Here is a 17659-nt window from a genome sequence, read left to right on the forward strand (position 1 = left end):
GTGAAGACTTCTTTACTACTGATCAATCCATCCTCCTTCCGAAGTTGGTTTGCTAAGTGCTGCTATTGTACCCCTTGAGCCCTTAACAGGCTGTATTGCCGATTGAGCCAACCAATTGAAAAAATGGGCATGAGCATTGTAGCCCGCAAAACGGAAATCAGGGTTGGCGGGCCCGTCGATGGGCTTTTGGATCTCGTCCTAGCCAGTTGTGATTACAGATTGTGCCTACAGATTGTGATTACAGAAGTTGCCATTGGGTGTCGGCAGCAGCCCGCCGCTCGAGTTCTTGAGACGGATGTGGGATCCCTTCTGCCCATAGCCCAGATCCGATAGGCTAGATTCACCCTCAAGGTATCAGCTGATGGCTTGGCAAACTCCAACACTGCTGCTGGTGGATGGTCACTCTCTGGCCTATCGCTCCTTCTACGCCTTTGCCTACAGCCGCGAGGGGGGGTTGCGCACTTCCACTGGGATCCCCACCAGCGTCAGCTTTGGCTTTTTGAAATCGCTGTTAGAAGTCTTGGACAAATACACCCCTACCCATGTAGCCGTTGCCTTTGATACACGGCAGCCCACTTTTCGCCACGAGGCCGACGAAACCTACAAATCAGGCCGCCCGGAAACGCCACCGGAGTTTATCGAAGATGTGGAGAACCTGAAGCAGGTGTTGACGGCACTACGCATCCCGATTTTGGTGGTGCCTGGTTTTGAAGCCGATGACATTTTGGGCACCCTCAGTAGGCTAGCCCCCCAAGATTACCGGGTGCAGATCTTAAGTGGCGATCAAGATCTGTTCCAGTTGATCGATACCGATGGAAGAGTTCGGGTTTTGCACCTCAACAGCAAAGATCGCATCAGCGAGTTTGGCCCCGAACAAGTGAAAGAAAAATTGGGCATCTGGCCTTGGCAGGTGGTGGATTATAAGGCCCTCTGTGGTGACCCTTCTGACAACATTCCCGGGGTGAAAGGGATCGGCCCCAAGCGAGCTGTGGAGCTGCTGGAGCGCTACGGCAGTTTGGATGAAATTTTCGACCACCTGGACGAGATCCAAGGAAAAGTCCAGCAATACCTCAAAGAAGGGATCCCGGCGGCCCATCACTCGCAATTTATGGCTCGGATCAAATGCGACGTTCCTCTTTCTCCCGACTGGGAGAACATGAAATTAACCGGCTTCGATCAAGAAGAATTGCTGCCGCTGCTGGAAAAATTGGAGTTTCACAGCTTCATCGCCCAAGTGCGCAAAATACAAACGGCTTTGGGGGGGATCCCAACCGAGGCAGAGGTGGTTGGCGCTTTTAATCCCACCGGGGATCCCGCAAACGCTCCTGACGAAGCCCTGTGGTTTGATTTTGCCCTCGATCCCGTCCCTTCTCTGCCGGCGGTGCGCATCATCGATACGCCGGAGCAACTGGAGCTTTTGCGGCAAGAGCTGCTGGCCTGCCCAGGGATTGTAGCTTGGGATACTGAAACCACCAGTCTAGATCCACGGGATGCCCAATTGGTGGGGATCGGCTGTTGTTGGTCAGAGGGAGATATCGCCTACTTGCCCATCGGCCACCGCCAGGGATCCAACCTGGATTGGGAGCTGGTTAAACAAAGCCTGCAACCCCTTTGGGAAGATCCCAACCGACCCAAAAGCCTACAAAACTGTAAGTACGACCTGAGCATTTTCCGCGCCCACGGGATCCGCCTGCAAGGGATCCAGTTTGATCCCATGTTGGCCAGCTACGTTTTGGATCCAGAAGCCAGCCACAACTTGGCCGATTTGGCAGCTACCCATTTGGGTTTGCCAACCACCAGCTACAAAAAGTTGCTGGGCAAGGAACAGTCCATTGCCGATATCCCGATTTCCAAAGTTGCAGAATACTGTGGAACTGATGCCTATTGTGCCTATCGTCTGGTGCCAATCCTCACCGAAAAGCTGCAGAAAACCGATCCACGCCTGTGGGATCTTTTTATTCAAGTCGAGCTGCCCTTGGCCCAAGTTTTGGAAGAGATGGAGTGGATCGGCATTCGCGTTGATACCGAGTTTCTGAGGCAATTTTCCCAAGAGCTGGAACAAGAGCTGCAAAGTTTGGAGCAGAAAGCCTATGCCCAGGCCGGAGAGACCTTTAACCTCAATTCTCCCAAACAACTGGGATCCCTGCTCTTTGAAAAGCTGAAATTGGACATTCGCAAAACCCGCAAAACGGCTACTGGCTATTCCACTGATGCCTCAGTTTTAGAAAAGCTAGAGGGGGATCATCCTCTCATCGAAACCATCGTGCAATACCGCACCTTGGCCAAGCTGAAATCGACCTATGTGGATGCTCTGCCTGCCCTGGTAAGAAGCGATACCGGCAGAGTCCACACCGACTTTAACCAAACCGTTACTGCCACCGGCAGGCTCAGCTCCTCAAACCCCAACTTGCAAAATATTCCCATTCGCACCGAGTTCAGTCGCCGGATTCGACAAGCTTTTATTCCCCAAGAGGGATGGCTATTGGCGGCAGCAGATTACTCTCAAATTGAGCTGCGCATTTTGGCCCACCTCAGCCAAGAACCTGCCTTGCTGGAAGGCTTTCGCTCAGGGGAAGATGTGCATACCCTAACCGCCCGCCTGCTCCTGGAAAAACAGGAAATAACCAGCGAAGAACGCCGCCTGGCCAAAACGATCAACTATGGGGTGATCTATGGCATGGGAGCGCAGCGCTTTGCCCGCACTGCGGGGGTTTCTTTGTCGGAAGCCAAGCAATTTTTACAGCGATTTAACGAGCGCTACGCCGGTATTTTCGCCTATCTGCGCTCCACTGAAGCCTTTGTGGAAAAGCATGGCTATGTAGAAACGATCTTGGGTCGCCGTCGCTATTTTCCCAATTTGTCCCGTCTGACAGGCCATCGCAAACAAGCGGAATTGCGGGCGGCTGTGAATGCTCCCATTCAGGGATCCGCCTCGGACATTATCAAAGTAGCAATGGTGCGCCTGCGGCAAAAGCTGCAGAACTTTCGTTCCCGCTTGCTCCTGCAAGTGCATGATGAGCTGGTGTTTGAGGTGGATCCCTCGGAATGGCAGGCCCTAAAACCGCTGATCCAAAGGGAAATGGAAGGAGCAGTGCCCCTCTCCATACCGCTGGTGGTGGATATCCAAATTGGCCACAATTGGAAGGAAGCGAATTAGATCATTGACGACAGACAATTTCAGGTCTGGAAAGAAGGGGATCCCGGCTCCGTGAAAATGTTAAGCTATGTAAAAGCGTTTGTTGTTTTCTTATGACTGTTGAGATTTACACCTGGCGTTTTTGTCCCTTTTGCATCCGGGCTAAGCAACTGCTGGATCGCAAAGGCGTGAAGTATATCGAGTACGCCATCGATGGAGACGAGGCAGCACGGGCGGAAATGGCCAAGCGGGCCAACGGCCGCCGTTCGGTGCCGCAAATTTTCATCAACGACCAGCATATCGGCGGCTGCGACGATCTTTACGCGCTAGAGGCTCGCGGCCAGTTGGATCTGCTCCTACAGCAGGCCAGCTAAGCCTCAACTGTATCTCTCATCACTTTGTAGCCTGTTTAACTTGAGCGCGAGCCTGCTTCACCATGGCAATTAAGGTTTGATGGGCGTCCTCGGAGTCCCGAAGAGGGTGGTCGAAGCGGATTCGCAGCGTTTGTACGGCCCCGTCGACCTGCACCCGCAAGTCCATCCCTTCCGGGTCAATGGCCTGCATGCGGGCTTGGGTAACTCCTTCCACCTGGCCAAAGACCCTGGCGTAGAGGGCTATTGCATCGGCATGATCTTCGTTCATGTGCTTGCAGATGCGCTCGCTAACTTGGGGGGTGAGAGGATCGCCCATGGCAGTTGTTTTTAGCTTACAGCCCTCAGTTTAAAGCTCCCGCCAGTCCACAGTAAACTACCCAACCCTACCCCTGGCCAGTACAATAATGCGGCTAACCCAGCGTTAAAAGCGGCGCTCCCGGATAGGCAGCCGTTTAGGTTTCAGAATAAAAAGGCAGGGATCCCTTCCCCTCCATCCCAGAGAACACCAGGGATCCAGGGGATCAAGCTTGTCCTTGGGCCTGTAGCTCCAACAGCTCATCTGCCATATCCAAAAAAGCCTCCCGATCCAGATAGGAGACATCTCCCACCCACTCCCCCAGCTTGACCACATAGACCTCGCTCAAGGTGGGCCGGCGCTGCAAATCGCGGGAATAGGCTTTCACCAACCCGAGCACCGATTGCTTTTTGACAATTCGCCTGTAGCGGGGATCGTCCTTGGCCCGCACACGATAGACGACTCCGGTCTCATCGCCAATTTCCATCTCAAACTGGCGCTCCCGCACCTCTTCAATGTAGAAGTTGCCATCTTCATCCAGCTTTTCTCGCTCTTCCACCACCACCTCGTAGCGGCGAGTGCGCAGCACCTGCCCAAAAAACAATCCCCCGTAGGGAATCTCGCGAAAGGCTAGCTGACGGCGGGAGATGGTGTAGAGCGGCCCCCACAGGAAGGGATAGAGCAACGAGAGAATCCCGACCAGGAAGGCGATTGCCCCCAGAAAGGATCCCTCGCCGAAAGCGCGGGAAAGAACCAGCAACGCCACACCCACCAAAATGGCCGTGATGATACGGCCCGTGCTCTTGAGGGCATCGCTCCAGTAAGCGGCATACTGAAGGCGCGTTGGCACCACCGGAATCACCGATTCGCATTCTTCTGGGGTTAGCTCCAACAACATGCTCCAAGGATCCTCACAATGCCACACTCCATCTGCAACGGGCCAGACCCTATCTTAAAATGAGGCAGGGGCGCTTTGCCGCCGGGCTTGTCTGCTGCCAGTCCTTGCGCACTTGCCACTTCCATGCCGACAGGATCCCATCTCTCCCCAACCGGCCAGACCATCAGACAGCAGGTGGCCCAGTTGGACGAGGGATCCCGTCGCGACAAGGCTTGGCTGGGGGATGCGGTGTTGAGCTTGTTTGCCCGGCAGTGGCTGCTTGGCCCACCTCAAGACTGGCAAGTGCCTTCCCCGCCCAGTTGTGACTTGAATCGCGCAGAACTCTTCACGTGGCTGACCTCCAACCAATTTCTGTCGGCCCTCAGGGATCCCACGCAGGTTGAGGCGGAAATCGGCCTGGTTTACGAAAAAGAAGGTCTGCAAGCAGCGTTTGAATACATCCAGACGCACCTGCTGCCTCTGTTTGTAAGGCAGGTGAACAACCGCGCCAAATCCCTGCGTGGCAAACGCCGCTAGCCAGTTTCTCAGCAAAGCAAGAGCGCGGCAGGATGGCTGGGCAGGTCGCCTCTTGAGGGGGAAGCAGAGTTAATGGGAAGAAGGGGGATCCACCCAGCGCCCATCGGCTTTGATCAGATCGATCAGCGCCTGCACGCCTTCCGATTCCGGCACCCTTTTCACTTCCTCTTTGCCGCGGTAGAGGGAGATCACCCCCGGCGTCTTGCCCACGTAGCCGTAGTCGGCGTCGGCCATCTCTCCTGGCCCATTGACAATGCAGCCCATGACGGCAATGTCTAGCCCCACCAGATGCTGAGTTGCGGCGCGCACCTTCTGCAGCACCTCCTCCAAATTGAAGAGGGTGCGGCCACAGGAAGGGCAGGCCACATACTCCACCATGGTTTTGCGCAGGTTCAGAGCTTGCAAAATGCCGTAGGCCACCGGGATCTCCTTTTCCGGCGCTTCCGTAAGAGAAACCCGAATCGTGTCGCCGATCCCTTCAGCCAAGAGGGTTCCGATCCCCACCGCCGACTTGATGCGCCCATATTCTCCATCGCCCGCCTCGGTGACACCTAAGTGGAAGGGGTAATTCAGGCCCAGGGCATCGAAGCGACGGGCTGCCAGCCGGTAGGCCGCCAACATGACCTGCGGGCGGGAGGCCTTGAAGGAAAGCACCACATTGTGAAAGTCTTGCTCGGCGCAGATTTGGGCAAATTCCAGGGCCGACTCCACCATGCCCTCAGGCGTATCCCCGTAGGTGAAGAGCATCCGCTCTGCCAGGGATCCATGATTTACCCCGATGCGCAGGGCTTTGTTCTGGGCTTTGAGGGTCTGGACAAGGGGGGTGAAAGTTTCCCGGATTTTGTTGCGGATGGCCTCAAATTCGGCTTGGGTATATTCTGTGCGACCGGGCTGAGGTTTTTCAAAGACGAACAACCCTGGATTGATGCGCACCTTGTCCACGTATTTGGCTACTTCCAGGGCGATCTTGATGCCGTTGTGATGGACATCGGCTACCAAAGGCACGGGCTTGTAGGTTTGGATCAGCTTCTCCCGAATCGCCTCCATCGCCTTGGCATGGGCCATGCTGGGAACGGTAACCCGCACAATCTCTGAGCCTGCCTCGTGCAGACGGCGGATCCCGGCTACTGCTGCGTCGATGTCGAGGGTGTCCTCGTTGATCATGGACTGTACCACCACCGGGTGCTGGCTGCCGATCAACACATCAGCTACGGCCACCGTGCGGGTGGGGCGACGGGGATAGACCGGTTCTGGGTAGGGCTGCTGGGGGGGGGCGTTGGGCCGATCCAGGGTTTGCATAGCTTGGTCAAGCCAAAAGAGCTGCTCTAGCTTGATTGTAGGTCGGAAACTAACCTGGGGTTCGATTCAGCTCAGGGTAGAGGCTGAGGGGTTCAACCCCGAGGATTTCGACGGGATCCCCAACCCTCAGGTGCTTGCCCGTCTCCGTTCTCGGGATCCACGTATTGATCCCAAGGCGATAGAAATGGTCAAAGCGGCTGGCTTCGGCCCAGGGTGGCAAGGTTTTCTGCCGTTGCGCTACGAAGTGCTTTTGAAAACCGGGATAGGCCTCTCCGCTCAGGGGATCCCGGGTGGGCACCACACAGCGGGCGCAGGGGTTAAGGCCCAGCAGCTCCACTTCCCCGATGCGAAAGCGCACCCCTTGATCTGCGCGGGCAAAGAGACGATCCTCCCAAAAGGCAGAGCAATCCGACAGCTCGATATTCATGCGAAAGCGTTGCCGAACCGCTTCCAGGGTCAAGTTGGGGAACCAACCGGCCACCGTCTCCAGAGTGGCTATGCTGATCAGGGTGGGGCCGTTGGCATAGGGATCATCCGGAAACCCCCTGAGAGGCTCCTCCAGCAGTTGCACCGGAAAACCGAACCAATCGCTGAGCCAAGTTTGTAAAGCATCCCGCTGCTGCTGCAGGTCAAACTGGGCCGTCTTGCCATCCCCCCACAACTGCACCTGGCCCAACTGGGGATCAAACCGGGCCCGCAGGCGGTGGACCGCAGCATGGCGCTTGCCGTTCACCCGCTTCCCCTCCGCATCCAAGAGGGCGTAGCGGCGATCCCCTTCCAAAGTTCCCCCCGCCGTCAGCCTCACCTCAGACAAAGAGATCCCATCCAGGGACTTGATGGGATAGACCGTTAACCTGGCAACCTGGGGCATGGCCTGTCTGCCGGGATCCCTGGGGGTGGGATCCGCCTTAGCTGCTTAACTGTCGGCTTCGGTGGGATGGTCGGTCGTGGGGTAGCTGCGGATAAAGTCTCTGGGGGTTACATTTTCTACAAACTTGCGAAAGGCCTCCCGCTCCGCCTCGTCGGCATCCTGGTTCATGGGGATCGAGGCTTCCGCAATGACCTCTTCCACCGTCCAGATGGGAACATGGGCCCGCAGAGCGAGGGCAATGGCGTCGCTGGGGCGGCAGTCGATCTCTTGTTTTTTGTCACCATTCACGGTGACGAGCACCGCGTAGAAGGTGTTATCCAGCAACGCGTGAATGATGACTCGCTCCAGCTTGATCCCCCACGTCTTCCAGGAATTGAGGATGAGATCATGGGTCATGGGGCGCAGTGGCTTTTGGTCGTCCAGGGCCTGCAAAATGGCGTTGGCCTCTGCTTTTCCCACCCAAATGGGCAGGGCACGACGCTCACTGCCATCGCGCAGGATGACAATGGGGTTTTGGTTGACGGCATCGACCGCAATCCCAGCCACATGCATCTCGATCATGAGCAATTGCCTCCAGCCGGTGATCTTGATCGTATCTACGGGCGTCAAAGTTTGGCAACACACCATGAGCTCAGTTGGTATTCCAGTTGAAGTGGCCTTGATCGGGGGCACTAGCGAGAGCCGCAGCTTGGCCGACGCCCTCAGCCGGCAGGGGATCCCTTGGGTGGCAACCGTCACCACTGAAGGGGCCAGAAGGCTGTATCAGGATTTGCCCGGTCAGGTGGTGGTCACCCGATTTTCGCCGTCATCTCTGGAAGAATTCCTGCAAGAACGCCGGATCTGCGTGGTGGTGGATGCCTCTCATCCTTTTGCCCAGCAAATCTCGCAACTGGCCATCCGGGTGACGGCCCAACTGAGAATCCCCTACCTGCGCTACGAACGCCCTCCTCTGGAGCTGGATCCCTGGGTCCAGGTGGTGCCGGACTGGCAGGGGGTGCTCACAGAGGCGGTGCTGGCGGGGCGGCGGGTGCTGCTGACGGTGGGAGTGAAGGCCCTACCCCTGTTTGTGCCTTGGCAAGATCGCTGCCAACTGTGGGCACGGGTGCTGCCGGAATCGGTTCCCCAAGCGGTGCAAGCCGGGATCCCTGCCGAGCGGGTGATTGGGATGCGCTTACCCCTCAGCTTGGAGCAGGAACTACAGCTTTGGCAACAGCTCAGCCCTCAGGTGGTGATCAGCAAAGCCTCTGGGGAAGCAGGTGGGCTGGGGATCAAACAGGCAGTGGCCAAAACCCTGGGGATCCCTCTGTGGGTGATCCGGCGACCCCCGTTGGACTATCCCTGGTGCAGTCAGGATTTGACAGAGGTGGTGCAGGAATGCAGGCGATGCTTGGGCAGAGCCAAACCTTGAGGTTGCCCGGCTCCGGCCAGACAAGTCAAAACGGCTCTTCGGGGGGCAGGTTGGAGTCGCGGTCTTGACGGGATCCCAGCAGTTCTAGGCGATCTACAGCGATGATGGGCCTCTGGCGCTCTTCTCCGGTGGATTTGTCTTTCCAGCGATCGAACTTGAGGCTGCCCGTTACTCCGATAAGACTGCCTTTGCGCACATACTCTCCGGCCACCTCGGCAGTGCGGCCCCACAACTCTAGGCTGAACCAATCGGGCTTGTCTTCTCCTTTGCGGAATCGGTTCACCGCCAGGCTGAAGGTGCACACCACCCTGCCCGACTCAAAGTAGCGCACCTCCGGATCCATGCCGGCTCGCCCCACCAGGGTCACCAGGTTCAAGCTCATGGGTAGTTTCTCCAGACCGCCAGTAGATCTAGCCTTCGTTGTAGCGCTCGCAAGGGATCCCTGTCATCTTTTTGCTTGCGACCGTCAGCTTGGGCTCAGAGCCGATTCTTTAGGATATCTACAGATTCAACTGCGGGGATCCCGATTGATCTCTGGGAAAAGCCTCTGCTGTGATGGACTTGATGCTCGGGATCCGGATCCGCACTCTGTCGCAAAAGTTTACAATGGCAGAAGCAGTTGAGCAAATGCCAGCCCACCAGACACTCCCACCGGCCAATTGCAGGGCTAGCAGAGCAGGTTCGTTGCTGTGAGAGGACGCATTCGGAAGCATTTCCCATGGAATTCATCTACACATACGCCTGGTTGATCCCCGTCTATCCTTTGGTGGCAGCCTTTCTCCTCGGCTTAGGTATCCTGATGTTCAACGCCTGGACAAGGGCCAACCGCTCTTTGGCTGCCTTTTTGAGCGTGTTCGCGACCGGGACGGCGATGGTTCATGCCTTTGCCCTTTTGGTCAGCCAGGTGCAAGGGCACGAAACCGTCCTCAGAACCATCACCTGGGCCCAGGCGGGATCCTTCTCGGTGGACATGGGCTTTGTCGTGGATCACCTGAGCGCCATGATGCTGGTGGTGGTGACCACGGTGGCCTTTCTGGTGCAGATCTACTCCCATGGCTACATGGCCCACGATCCCGGCTATGTGCGTTTCTACGCCTACCTGAGCTTATTTAGCTCCTCGATGCTGGGCTTGGTGGTCAGCCCCAACCTGGTGCAGATCTATATCTTCTGGGAGCTGGTGGGGATGTGCTCCTACCTGCTCATCGGCTTTTGGCACGACCGGCAGGCAGCGGCAGAAGCAGCGCAAAAGGCGTTTGTGGTCAACCGGGTGGGAGATTTCGGCCTGCTGTTGGGCATCTTAGGTTTTTACTGGATTTCCGGTACCTTCGCGTTTGACGAGATCGGGCGCAACTTGCAGGAGATGCTGGCTAGCGGGGCAGTGAGCAGCAGCTTGATTGCCCTGTTTGCGGTGTTGGTGTTCTTGGGGCCGGTGGCCAAGTCGGCCCAGTTCCCGCTGCATGTGTGGTTGCCGGATGCTATGGAAGGTCCCACGCCTATCTCGGCTCTCATCCACGCAGCCACGATGGTGGCGGCTGGGGTATTCCTCTTGGCCCGCATGTTCCCGGTGCTGGAAGGGATCCCGGTGGCCATGGACATCATCGCCTGGACGGGGGCGGGCACAGCCTTCTTGGGGGCCACCATTGCCATCACCCAAAACGACATCAAAAAAGGCTTGGCCTACTCCACCATTTCCCAGCTGGGCTACATGGTCATGGCCATGGGGTGCGGCGCCTATGGGGCGGGCCTGTTTCACCTGATGACCCACGCCTACTTTAAGGCGATGCTCTTTTTGTGCTCTGGCTCGGTTATCCACGGCATGGAAGCGGTGGTCGGCCATGACCCGGTTCTGGCCCAAGACATGCGCCTGATGGGGGGGCTGCGCAAATACATGCCGGTTACGGCCATCACGTTTTTGATCGGCACGTTGGCCATTTGTGGGATCCCGCCCTTCGCCGGCTTTTGGTCTAAAGACGAGATCTTGGGCGCTGTTTTCGAACGGAACCCAGCTCTGTGGGGGGTGGGCTTCCTCACCGCCGGGATCACCGCCTTCTACATGTTCCGCATCTACTTCCTCACCTTCGAAGGGGAGTTTCGCGGCACCAACCTGAGACTGCGGCAGGAGGTGGCCATCAGCCAGGGCCGTCCTGTGCCAGCTTTTGCCTATGTTTTCGCGGGGAAACAACCGGCCTTTGGCCCTGGAGCCATGAACATTCAAGAAAAACCCCAGCCCAGCAGCCATCCTGAAGCCCACGAAAACCTGCACGACGGAGATGCCCATGCCTCAGAGCCCCATGAGTCCCCTTGGTCGATGACCTTCCCGCTGTTGGCTCTGGCCGTCCCTTCTGTGCTGATTGGCCTGGTGGGCACCCCTTTTGCCAACTTCTTTGAAGCTTTCATCCACCCGCCGGCTGAGTCTGTGGCAGAGGCAGGCTCGATTTTACCGCTGGTGGCAGCAGAGTGGCAGGAGGTGCTGGCGGGCCATTTCGATTGGGCAGAGTTTCTAATCATGGCGGGTAGCTCCGTGGGCATTGGGCTGATCGGCATCACCTTGGCCAGCTTGATCTACTGGCAAAAGCGCATCGACCCGGGCACCTTCCCCCAAAGCCTGCAGCCGCTCTACTACTTCTCCCTCAACAAGTGGTACATTGACGACCTCTATGAGCGAGTCTTTGTGCAGGGCACCCGCTTCGTGGCACGGGAGGCGCTGGAGGTGGACAGCCGCATTGTGGATGGTGTGGTCAACCTGACGGGCTTGGTGACCATGGTGAGCGGCGAGGCGATGAAATACCTGGAGAGCGGCAAGGCCCAGTTTTACGCTTTGATTATCTTTGCAGCGGTGGTGGTGATGGTGGTGGCATCAGGGGTAGGGTTCTAGCTCGAAGGCGAGGATGGATCCGGCCTGCTTGGCCAAGGGATCCCTCAGCCTAGAACTGCTGCTATGCTACGGAGCAAGTTGAGCGGATCCCTTGTTGCAATGGCCCCGCGTTCTCTTAAGTCGATTTCGCATCCCTTGTTGGCGGAAAAGCAAGGTCAGAGGGAGCGTGTCTTTGCCCTGAAAAATCGGATCGAAGCAATCCTCTATTTGAAGGGGCAGCCTCTGGAGCTATCGGCCCTGGCCCAGTTGGCCCATTGCAGTCGCGACGAAGCCTACGATGCGCTGCTGGAATTAATGGAAGACTATGCCCACCGTGATTCTGCCTTGGAGGTCTTACAGCTGGAGGAGGGGTTTGCCCTGCAGTTGCGGGAGCCGTTTTTGGAGCTGGCCAACCAGCTTTTACCCCCTGAAATTGGGGTGGGTGCTACCCGTACCCTGGCTACAATCATTCTGCGTGGCCCGCTCTCGCAAGCCGATTTGGTGGAGTTGCGCGGTCAAGGTGCTTATCAGCACGTGGCAGAGCTGGTAGAAAAAGGCTTCGTTACCCGCTATCGCAAAGAAGGCTGCCGTTCCCCTTGGTTGCGGGTGACCGATAAGTTTCATCGCTACTTCACGGTAGATGAGCTGGCCAAAAAAGCAGCAGAGGCGGCTTCTTTCCCCGAAGAATAAACTTTGAAGAATAAACTTTCCCCAACTGCAAAATGAGGGATCCCTAACTCCTCTCTCCCAAAGGGAAAGTGTCTCAATCTGGCTTGAAATAAAAAAGGATCCCCTGGTCGGGGATCCAAATCGAGGGGAGCGCAGCTTCGGCAGAGAAGGGATCAGCCGAAAGTAGGTTCGATTGCTGAGACTTCTACTTGTTGGGCTGAGGGGTGACCCGCAAATAGGGCTTAATTTCCTTGTAGCCTTTTGGGAACTTCTCTTTCAGCACTTCCGGATCTTTCAGCGAAGGCGGAATGATGACATCGTCACCGTCTTTCCAGTCGGCGGGAGTGACAACGTTATACTTATCCGTCAACTGCAGGGCATCGATCACCCGCAGGAGCTCGTCGAAGTTGCGGCCTGTGCTGGCCGGGTAGGTAAGAATGAGGCGTATCTTCTTGTTGGGATCGATGATGAACACCGAGCGCACCGTCAGGGGCAGCCCTTCTTGGTTGATGTTGGTTTGATCCAACATGTCGTAGAGCTGAGAAACCTTGCGGTCTGCATCCGCCAAGATGGGATAGTTCAGGGTGGTGTTCTGGGTTTCCTCGATGTCTTTTACCCAGCCCACGTGGGAGTCCACATCGTCCACACTGAGGGCGATCACCTTCACACCCCGCTTTTCAAATTCGGGCATCAGCTTGGCAACGGTGCCCAGCTCTGTGGTGCAGACCGGCGTGTAATCGGCGGGGTGAGAGAACAGCACCACCCAGCTATCTCCAGCCCAAGAGTAGAAGTCAATTTCGCCGTGGGTAGACTTTTGCGTGAAATTGGGAGCAGTATCGCCAAGTCGGAGAGACATACGCTCTTGATCCTCCGTAAAAGGGTTCAATCCGGTGAGACAGGGATCCGAATCCTTCGATCCGATCCCTCCCGATCTTGCCACATAACTCCACTTTTCCGAGCGGATTGCAGGTGATTTTAAGATTCTTGCTGGCGGGAGGGAGTGCTCCTCCTCTTCCCTGACGCCTTGCGCCCAGGCAGAACGTAAACAATTGCTGCGCGGATCTTAACGTTCCTTAAGTTCTTTGCTGCAGCGGTAGCCCCCTAGAAGTATGCTAGGTAGCACTAGATCCTCTGACGTAAGGTAGGCCATGGAAGAATTGAGGCAAGACGCAGAAACCGTTACACCTTGCAGCTTGGCCACCCTGTGGGCGCAAAAATATGTAGACGAGCTACGGGCACAGGCTGCCTTGGGCGAGCTGCCAGGCGCCCCTCTAGCTGACAAGGTGAAGGGATCTTTGCGCTTTGCCAGCTCCCAGGCCTGGGCGAAGACGGAGCGGCTCTTGGCTGCTGAAATACCGAGGCAGCGGCTGGATCCGGACTTGATTGATCCCTGGCAAATTGCCGAGGATTCCCAGGAGTTATTTGAAAAGGCAGCAGCAAGTTGTGGGGAGGGCCTCTCACCAGCCCGCTTTTCGGTAAAGATCGCGCCATCTTGTGGCCAGCTGCGGGCTCGCTACAGCAAGCCGGATCCGCGGGTACTTGGCTTTTTAAGCATGCAATTTCACTACACGGGGCAAATGGTCCTGCAGGCTCTGCTGCCCCAGGAGCGGGGTCTCTTCCACCCCTACTTGAAGGTTATGGATGACCACCTGTACATGCCTTTGCAGAGGATGTACGAGGCCGCTGCCGCCCAGGCAGGCGATCACTTTTCTGCGCCTTTGGCTGCTATTCAAGAGCTCTTGCCCCTGGTTACCAGCGTGGCAGAGTCCATTTGTGCCGAGGTAGCCCAACGTTTTCCGGACTATCACTGCGAAAGCGGTCCCTTGACAGATCTGAACGTGCGGATTTCCAGCATCCGCGATGTGGAGATGTTTCAGGTGTACTTGGGCCTCTGTGCCCTAGAAGGCAGCATGGCGGCTATCCAGCAGGAGCTGTTTCCCCTCTGTGTGATGCTCTACCCCCCTTTGAAAGTGAGCTGGGAGCTGGTACGGCAGATGCTCAAGCTCTTGGATAAGGTTCTGAGGTCTGGTCTCAGCCAGGCCAGCTATGCCGTCCTGCTGCCCTACCTCCAGGCAGTGCAGGGTATGTTCTCGCTGGAGGTTTTTCCTGAAAATGACCCCATCTGGAGCCATCAGCCCGATGTGATGCGCTTTATGGAGACGGCGCAGAATCTGTTGCAAGAATTGCTGGCTCAAAAAGCTTAAAGGCCAGTTAACGCCACCATTCCTATTCCCGCTCGCGACCTCCCAGTTACGCAAGGAAGGGAACATTGGCAGTTGCTGCTCAGCCTGCCTGCAGCTTGGGATCCACCAGCTCGGCTACGAATTGGTGCAGGATGGTGACATAGCGCTCTCTGGCCACCTGCAGCAAGTTGTTGTGATCGGCTCCCTCGATGGGCACCAAGCGTTTGGGATCCCGTGCTGCTTGGTAAAGGGCTTCAGCATGCCAGAAGGGGATTAGACGATCCTGGGTACCGTGCAAAATTAGCAGCGGGCAATTGATCTTGGCCATGCGGCTGAGGTTGTCGAAGCGATCGAAAGGTAGCAGCGGGATGCGCGTCAAGACGCGGAAGGCAGTCACGAAAGTAGATTCCAGGATCAGGCCGCCCACTGGTTTTTGCGCTGCCAGGTAAACCGAGGGCCCGCCCCCTACTGATCTTCCATAGACCAAGATCCGCTCCGGCGGGATCCCTTGGGCAACTAGGTAAGTGTAAGCGGCCTCGATATCTTTGTAAGCGCCGGCCTCGGAAGGGATCCCTTCGCTGGTGCCGTAGCCGCGGTAGTCGTAGGCCAAGACGCCAAACCCAGCCTGCTGCAGGTGCACCAAGCGGGGCAGGATATCCCCCAAGTCTTCAGCGTTGCCATGGCTATAGAGGAGGGTATAAGCAGCAGCCGGATTGGGCAGATATACCGCTGAAATCTGCAGCCCATCAGAGGTCGTGAGCTTGAGAATGGCGTCCCCATCTCGATAGCTGGCGGGACGAGGCAAAAAGATCATTCGCTCCGATTGAAACCAGCCCAGCCAGAGCAGGTAGCCGTACACCACCAGCCCGACCAGCAGCAAGGATCGCCCCACGCGCAGCCATGGGAAGGATCCCCAAACTAGTTGTAGGAGATCTCGGTGGGGCATTGACAGGAAGGCATCGACAAGTAAGTTAAGCTCAATTTGCAGCACTTGCCCAAGGTTCTGCGCTGCTTACAGGCAACCCCTTTCCCATAAGGGAAGAGGGGAGCAGGAAAACTGCATCCTTCAGGGCTCCGCTTGAGAGAAAAAGCATTTCCAGGCACAAACCCCAATCCAGTTGACAAGGGTGTGGGCGACAATGGTGACCAACAGGTTTCCCGACAGCCACAAGCCGATCCCCATGAGGATGCCGACCCCACCGGCCCAGACGGCATAAGGCCAGCCTTGCCATCCCAACCAATGCAAGGCGCCAAACAAGAGGCCACTCAGCAGGATCCCGCCTGTCCACCCCAAGGGGCTGGCCACCAGCAGGGACATCAACACGCCGCGAAACAGCCATTCCTCGCTCCAGCCCGGCAGCAGGCCCACCCAAAAGACATCTCCCCACCGCAAGGGATCCGCCACCCAGTGTAAATAGGCAGTGGCTGCCCGACGATAAGCCGGCCAGAACCGGTAAACCCCCCCGCTGAGCAGAGCCACCCCTAGCCCCAGCCCCGTTCCCCACGCCAAGGCTAGGGGATCCCAGCGAAACGGCACGGGAAAGGAGGATCCCAGCCAGATCCAGAGACCCACAATGAGAGCCGAGAACAGGGTGGTGATGCCCATCCCGTTTAAGATCTGTTCGCGCGTGCAGGGCTGGGTCTGGGAAGTCATGGAGGGGATCCCTAGGCTTCGAACTCCGGAGGGTTAACAGCAGCTGCTGTTTTTATCATCGTTTATCTCAGCGGTCCTAGGTTCACGGCAGGTTGACAGCAGCTACAGAGCGTCCCTCAAAACTGCCTCAGCTTGTAAGCCAGCATGGATATGAGCCTTGAGTGTGACCAAAGGGACTCAATCGCCCCCTTGCTCTGTCTTCTGAGCCTCTGTGTAGCGCTTGATAACCTCTCCGGAAACTTGCCCCGCTGTACCCGCGTAGTAGCTTGGGTTCTACAAATAACCACCCCAGAGCCTCTTTTTGAGTTCAGAATGTCTCCCAAAGAGAGCAGGAGCCGTGGAACTTTTAATACCTTGGCAACGACCGCCGGAGCCGCCTTGGGAGAAGCAGAAAGAAAAACGTGATTCAAGGCTTAGAGTAGAGAAGGGCTTCCAAGCTTTTACCCTCAGCCCGGCTATACCCCAAATACCCACACCCGAGATGGGTGCAAAGTGCTCCGCACCACGGACGCGACCGAGCGGCGCATTCACCAAGCCATTCAAAACGCGCAGGCTCGCTTCGACAGCGACAAGTTCGCCGACAAATTTGCCCAGCAACTGCGGGGAGAGCCGGGGAACTGAAGAAAAGCGAGCAGGAATGGCTCAGTCGCCTGGGAGCCTTGGGCAACCCAACCAACGGCGGATCTACTGCTGGCCAATTCAAATCTGCGGTGGGATTGTTTTCTGGAGAGTTGCCGCTACCATTACACTTTGAGCGTTGCCACCGGAAACTCCCCGGCGGGAAAAGAAGAGGGGGCTGCGTCCAAAGTGGGGGATTAAGGTCATGTTCCAGCGTATTGCTCTCGGCTCTGCTGCATTGGGATTGCTTCTGGCCATACCCGTCCTTCCCAGCCACGGGTTTGGAGAGCCCCGGGTCGTTCCCGATACCCCGTTCTACTTCGACAACCACCGCTTCGATCGCTACCCAGATGCGGTTGTGGTGCGGGTGGTCAACGGCGACACCCTAGTGGTGCAAATCGAAGGGGAACAGAAGATGCGCCTAATCCGGTTGGCCGGGATCGAGGGTCTCAGCCCGGAAGAAAACCCCTATTACCAGCAAGCCATTGAACTGATGCGGGAGCGCATCCTCTACCGCACCGTCAAGCTGGAAGGGGATAAGTTGCTGCGCAACGTAGATGCTACGGGCTTGGTGGAGGCCTATGTCTGGTTAGAAGGCCATCAGATGAACGCCATGTTGGTGCGCAATGGCCTGGCCCGCATCATCCCCTACAGCCACAACATCAAGTACGACAGCTACTACGGTGGCCTACAAGAAAAAGCCCAGCAGGAGCGCCTTGGCATTTGGAGCCGTCTCTGAGTTGGCTTTATACTGAACTTCAGTTCTTTAATCTTCAAGGGAGCAGAGAGGAAAGAGCATGACTCTAGTCAATAATAAGCTCAACTATACTGAAAATAATGTATAATATGTTCAGTACGGATTACTACCAGTTGATCTTTCTGTT

The 17659-nt window shown here is 56.8% G+C and carries 19 protein-coding genes; 10 read left to right on the forward strand and 9 right to left on the reverse strand.

The window, feature by feature from the left end; all coding sequences use genetic code 11:
* Positions 1-102: 102 nt before the first annotated feature.
* The 3 genes from ACVW0B_RS12715 to grxC all read left to right on the forward strand — a co-directional run bounded on the left by ACVW0B_RS12715 (position 103) and on the right by grxC (position 3510).
* The gene (locus tag ACVW0B_RS12715) at positions 103-333 is read left to right on the forward strand and encodes a hypothetical protein (RefSeq protein ID WP_414355428.1); all 231 of its coding nucleotides are present in this window, start codon (positions 103-105) and stop codon (positions 331-333) included.
* A gap of 28 nt (positions 334-361) precedes the next feature.
* Complete coding sequence (gene polA / locus ACVW0B_RS12720; RefSeq protein ID WP_457491857.1) at positions 362-3157, forward strand: DNA polymerase I; 2796 nt, start codon at positions 362-364, stop codon at positions 3155-3157.
* A 92-nt stretch (positions 3158-3249) separates the two neighbouring features.
* Positions 3250-3510, forward strand: coding sequence for a glutaredoxin 3 (gene grxC, locus ACVW0B_RS12725; RefSeq protein ID WP_011431797.1), 261 nt, complete (start codon positions 3250-3252; stop codon positions 3508-3510).
* Positions 3511-3529: 19 nt separating this feature from the next.
* Here the strand turns inward: grxC and ACVW0B_RS12730 are convergent, their stop codons facing one another.
* Positions 3530-3826, reverse strand: a complete 297-nt coding sequence (locus tag ACVW0B_RS12730) for a DUF2470 domain-containing protein (RefSeq protein ID WP_011431796.1) — start codon at positions 3824-3826, stop codon at positions 3530-3532.
* 205 nt (positions 3827-4031) lie between these two features.
* Positions 4032-4703 carry a hypothetical protein gene (locus ACVW0B_RS12735; protein WP_414355425.1) on the reverse strand — a complete coding sequence of 224 codons (672 nt, stop codon included), beginning with the start codon at positions 4701-4703 and terminating at the stop codon, positions 4032-4034.
* A 75-nt stretch (positions 4704-4778) separates the two neighbouring features.
* Here ACVW0B_RS12735 and ACVW0B_RS12740 point away from each other — a divergent pair, with 75 nt between their 5' ends.
* Positions 4779-5219 carry a hypothetical protein gene (locus ACVW0B_RS12740; RefSeq protein WP_457491858.1) on the forward strand — a complete coding sequence of 147 codons (441 nt, stop codon included), beginning with the start codon at positions 4779-4781 and terminating at the stop codon, positions 5217-5219.
* Between the two features lie 69 nt (positions 5220-5288).
* Here the strand turns inward: ACVW0B_RS12740 and ispG are convergent, their stop codons facing one another.
* The 3 genes from ispG to ACVW0B_RS12755 are packed head-to-tail and all read right to left on the reverse strand — an operon-like array spanning position 5289 to position 7950.
* Positions 5289-6518, reverse strand: a complete 1230-nt coding sequence (gene ispG / locus ACVW0B_RS12745) for a (E)-4-hydroxy-3-methylbut-2-enyl-diphosphate synthase (RefSeq protein WP_457482113.1) — start codon at positions 6516-6518, stop codon at positions 5289-5291.
* A 49-nt stretch (positions 6519-6567) separates the two neighbouring features.
* Positions 6568-7389, reverse strand: coding sequence for an MOSC domain-containing protein (locus ACVW0B_RS12750; RefSeq protein ID WP_457491859.1), 822 nt, complete (start codon positions 7387-7389; stop codon positions 6568-6570).
* Between the two features lie 45 nt (positions 7390-7434).
* Positions 7435-7950, reverse strand: coding sequence for a bifunctional nuclease family protein (locus tag ACVW0B_RS12755; protein WP_457491860.1), 516 nt, complete (start codon positions 7948-7950; stop codon positions 7435-7437).
* On the opposite strand from ACVW0B_RS12755, the gene ACVW0B_RS12760 reads away from it, so the two are divergent.
* Positions 7949-8797, forward strand: coding sequence for a cobalt-precorrin-6A reductase (locus tag ACVW0B_RS12760; RefSeq protein WP_457491861.1), 849 nt, complete (start codon positions 7949-7951; stop codon positions 8795-8797). The two genes, ACVW0B_RS12755 and ACVW0B_RS12760, sit on opposite strands and share 2 nt — an antisense overlap.
* A gap of 25 nt (positions 8798-8822) precedes the next feature.
* On the opposite strand, the gene ACVW0B_RS12765 is transcribed toward ACVW0B_RS12760, so the two are convergent.
* Positions 8823-9179, reverse strand: a complete 357-nt coding sequence (locus ACVW0B_RS12765; protein WP_414328679.1) for a single-stranded DNA-binding protein — start codon at positions 9177-9179, stop codon at positions 8823-8825.
* A 336-nt stretch (positions 9180-9515) separates the two neighbouring features.
* Here ACVW0B_RS12765 and ACVW0B_RS12770 point away from each other — a divergent pair, with 336 nt between their 5' ends.
* Entirely contained in the window at positions 9516-11672 is a 2157-nt protein-coding gene (locus ACVW0B_RS12770; protein ID WP_457491862.1) for an NAD(P)H-quinone oxidoreductase subunit 5, read from the forward strand.
* 99 nt (positions 11673-11771) lie between these two features.
* Positions 11772-12341, forward strand: coding sequence for an SMC-Scp complex subunit ScpB (gene scpB, locus ACVW0B_RS12775; protein ID WP_457491863.1), 570 nt, complete (start codon positions 11772-11774; stop codon positions 12339-12341).
* 184 nt (positions 12342-12525) lie between these two features.
* Here scpB and ACVW0B_RS12780 read toward each other — a convergent pair whose 3' ends face one another.
* Entirely contained in the window at positions 12526-13176 is a 651-nt protein-coding gene (locus ACVW0B_RS12780; protein ID WP_414418879.1) for a peroxiredoxin, read from the reverse strand.
* Between the two features lie 292 nt (positions 13177-13468).
* Here ACVW0B_RS12780 and ACVW0B_RS12785 point away from each other — a divergent pair, with 292 nt between their 5' ends.
* Positions 13469-14524: a hypothetical protein gene (locus tag ACVW0B_RS12785; protein WP_457491864.1), complete on the forward strand. Its 1056-nt coding sequence runs from the start codon at positions 13469-13471 to the stop codon at positions 14522-14524.
* Between the two features lie 79 nt (positions 14525-14603).
* On the opposite strand, the gene ACVW0B_RS12790 is transcribed toward ACVW0B_RS12785, so the two are convergent.
* Both ACVW0B_RS12790 and ACVW0B_RS12795 read right to left on the reverse strand, forming a co-directional pair.
* Positions 14604-15449, reverse strand: a complete 846-nt coding sequence (locus tag ACVW0B_RS12790) for an alpha/beta hydrolase (protein WP_457491866.1) — start codon at positions 15447-15449, stop codon at positions 14604-14606.
* A gap of 120 nt (positions 15450-15569) precedes the next feature.
* Entirely contained in the window at positions 15570-16157 is a 588-nt protein-coding gene (locus ACVW0B_RS12795; protein WP_457491865.1) for a CPBP family intramembrane glutamic endopeptidase, read from the reverse strand.
* Between the two features lie 492 nt (positions 16158-16649).
* On the opposite strand from ACVW0B_RS12795, the gene ACVW0B_RS12800 reads away from it, so the two are divergent.
* Both ACVW0B_RS12800 and ACVW0B_RS12805 read left to right on the forward strand, forming a co-directional pair.
* Positions 16650-16778: a hypothetical protein gene (locus tag ACVW0B_RS12800; protein ID WP_414328685.1), complete on the forward strand. Its 129-nt coding sequence runs from the start codon at positions 16650-16652 to the stop codon at positions 16776-16778.
* Positions 16779-16980: 202 nt separating this feature from the next.
* The gene (locus tag ACVW0B_RS12805; protein ID WP_011431781.1) at positions 16981-17514 is read left to right on the forward strand and encodes a thermonuclease family protein; all 534 of its coding nucleotides are present in this window, start codon (positions 16981-16983) and stop codon (positions 17512-17514) included.
* Positions 17515-17659 lie beyond the last annotated feature (145 nt).

The organism is Thermostichus sp. MS-CIW-23 (assembly GCF_054059455.1).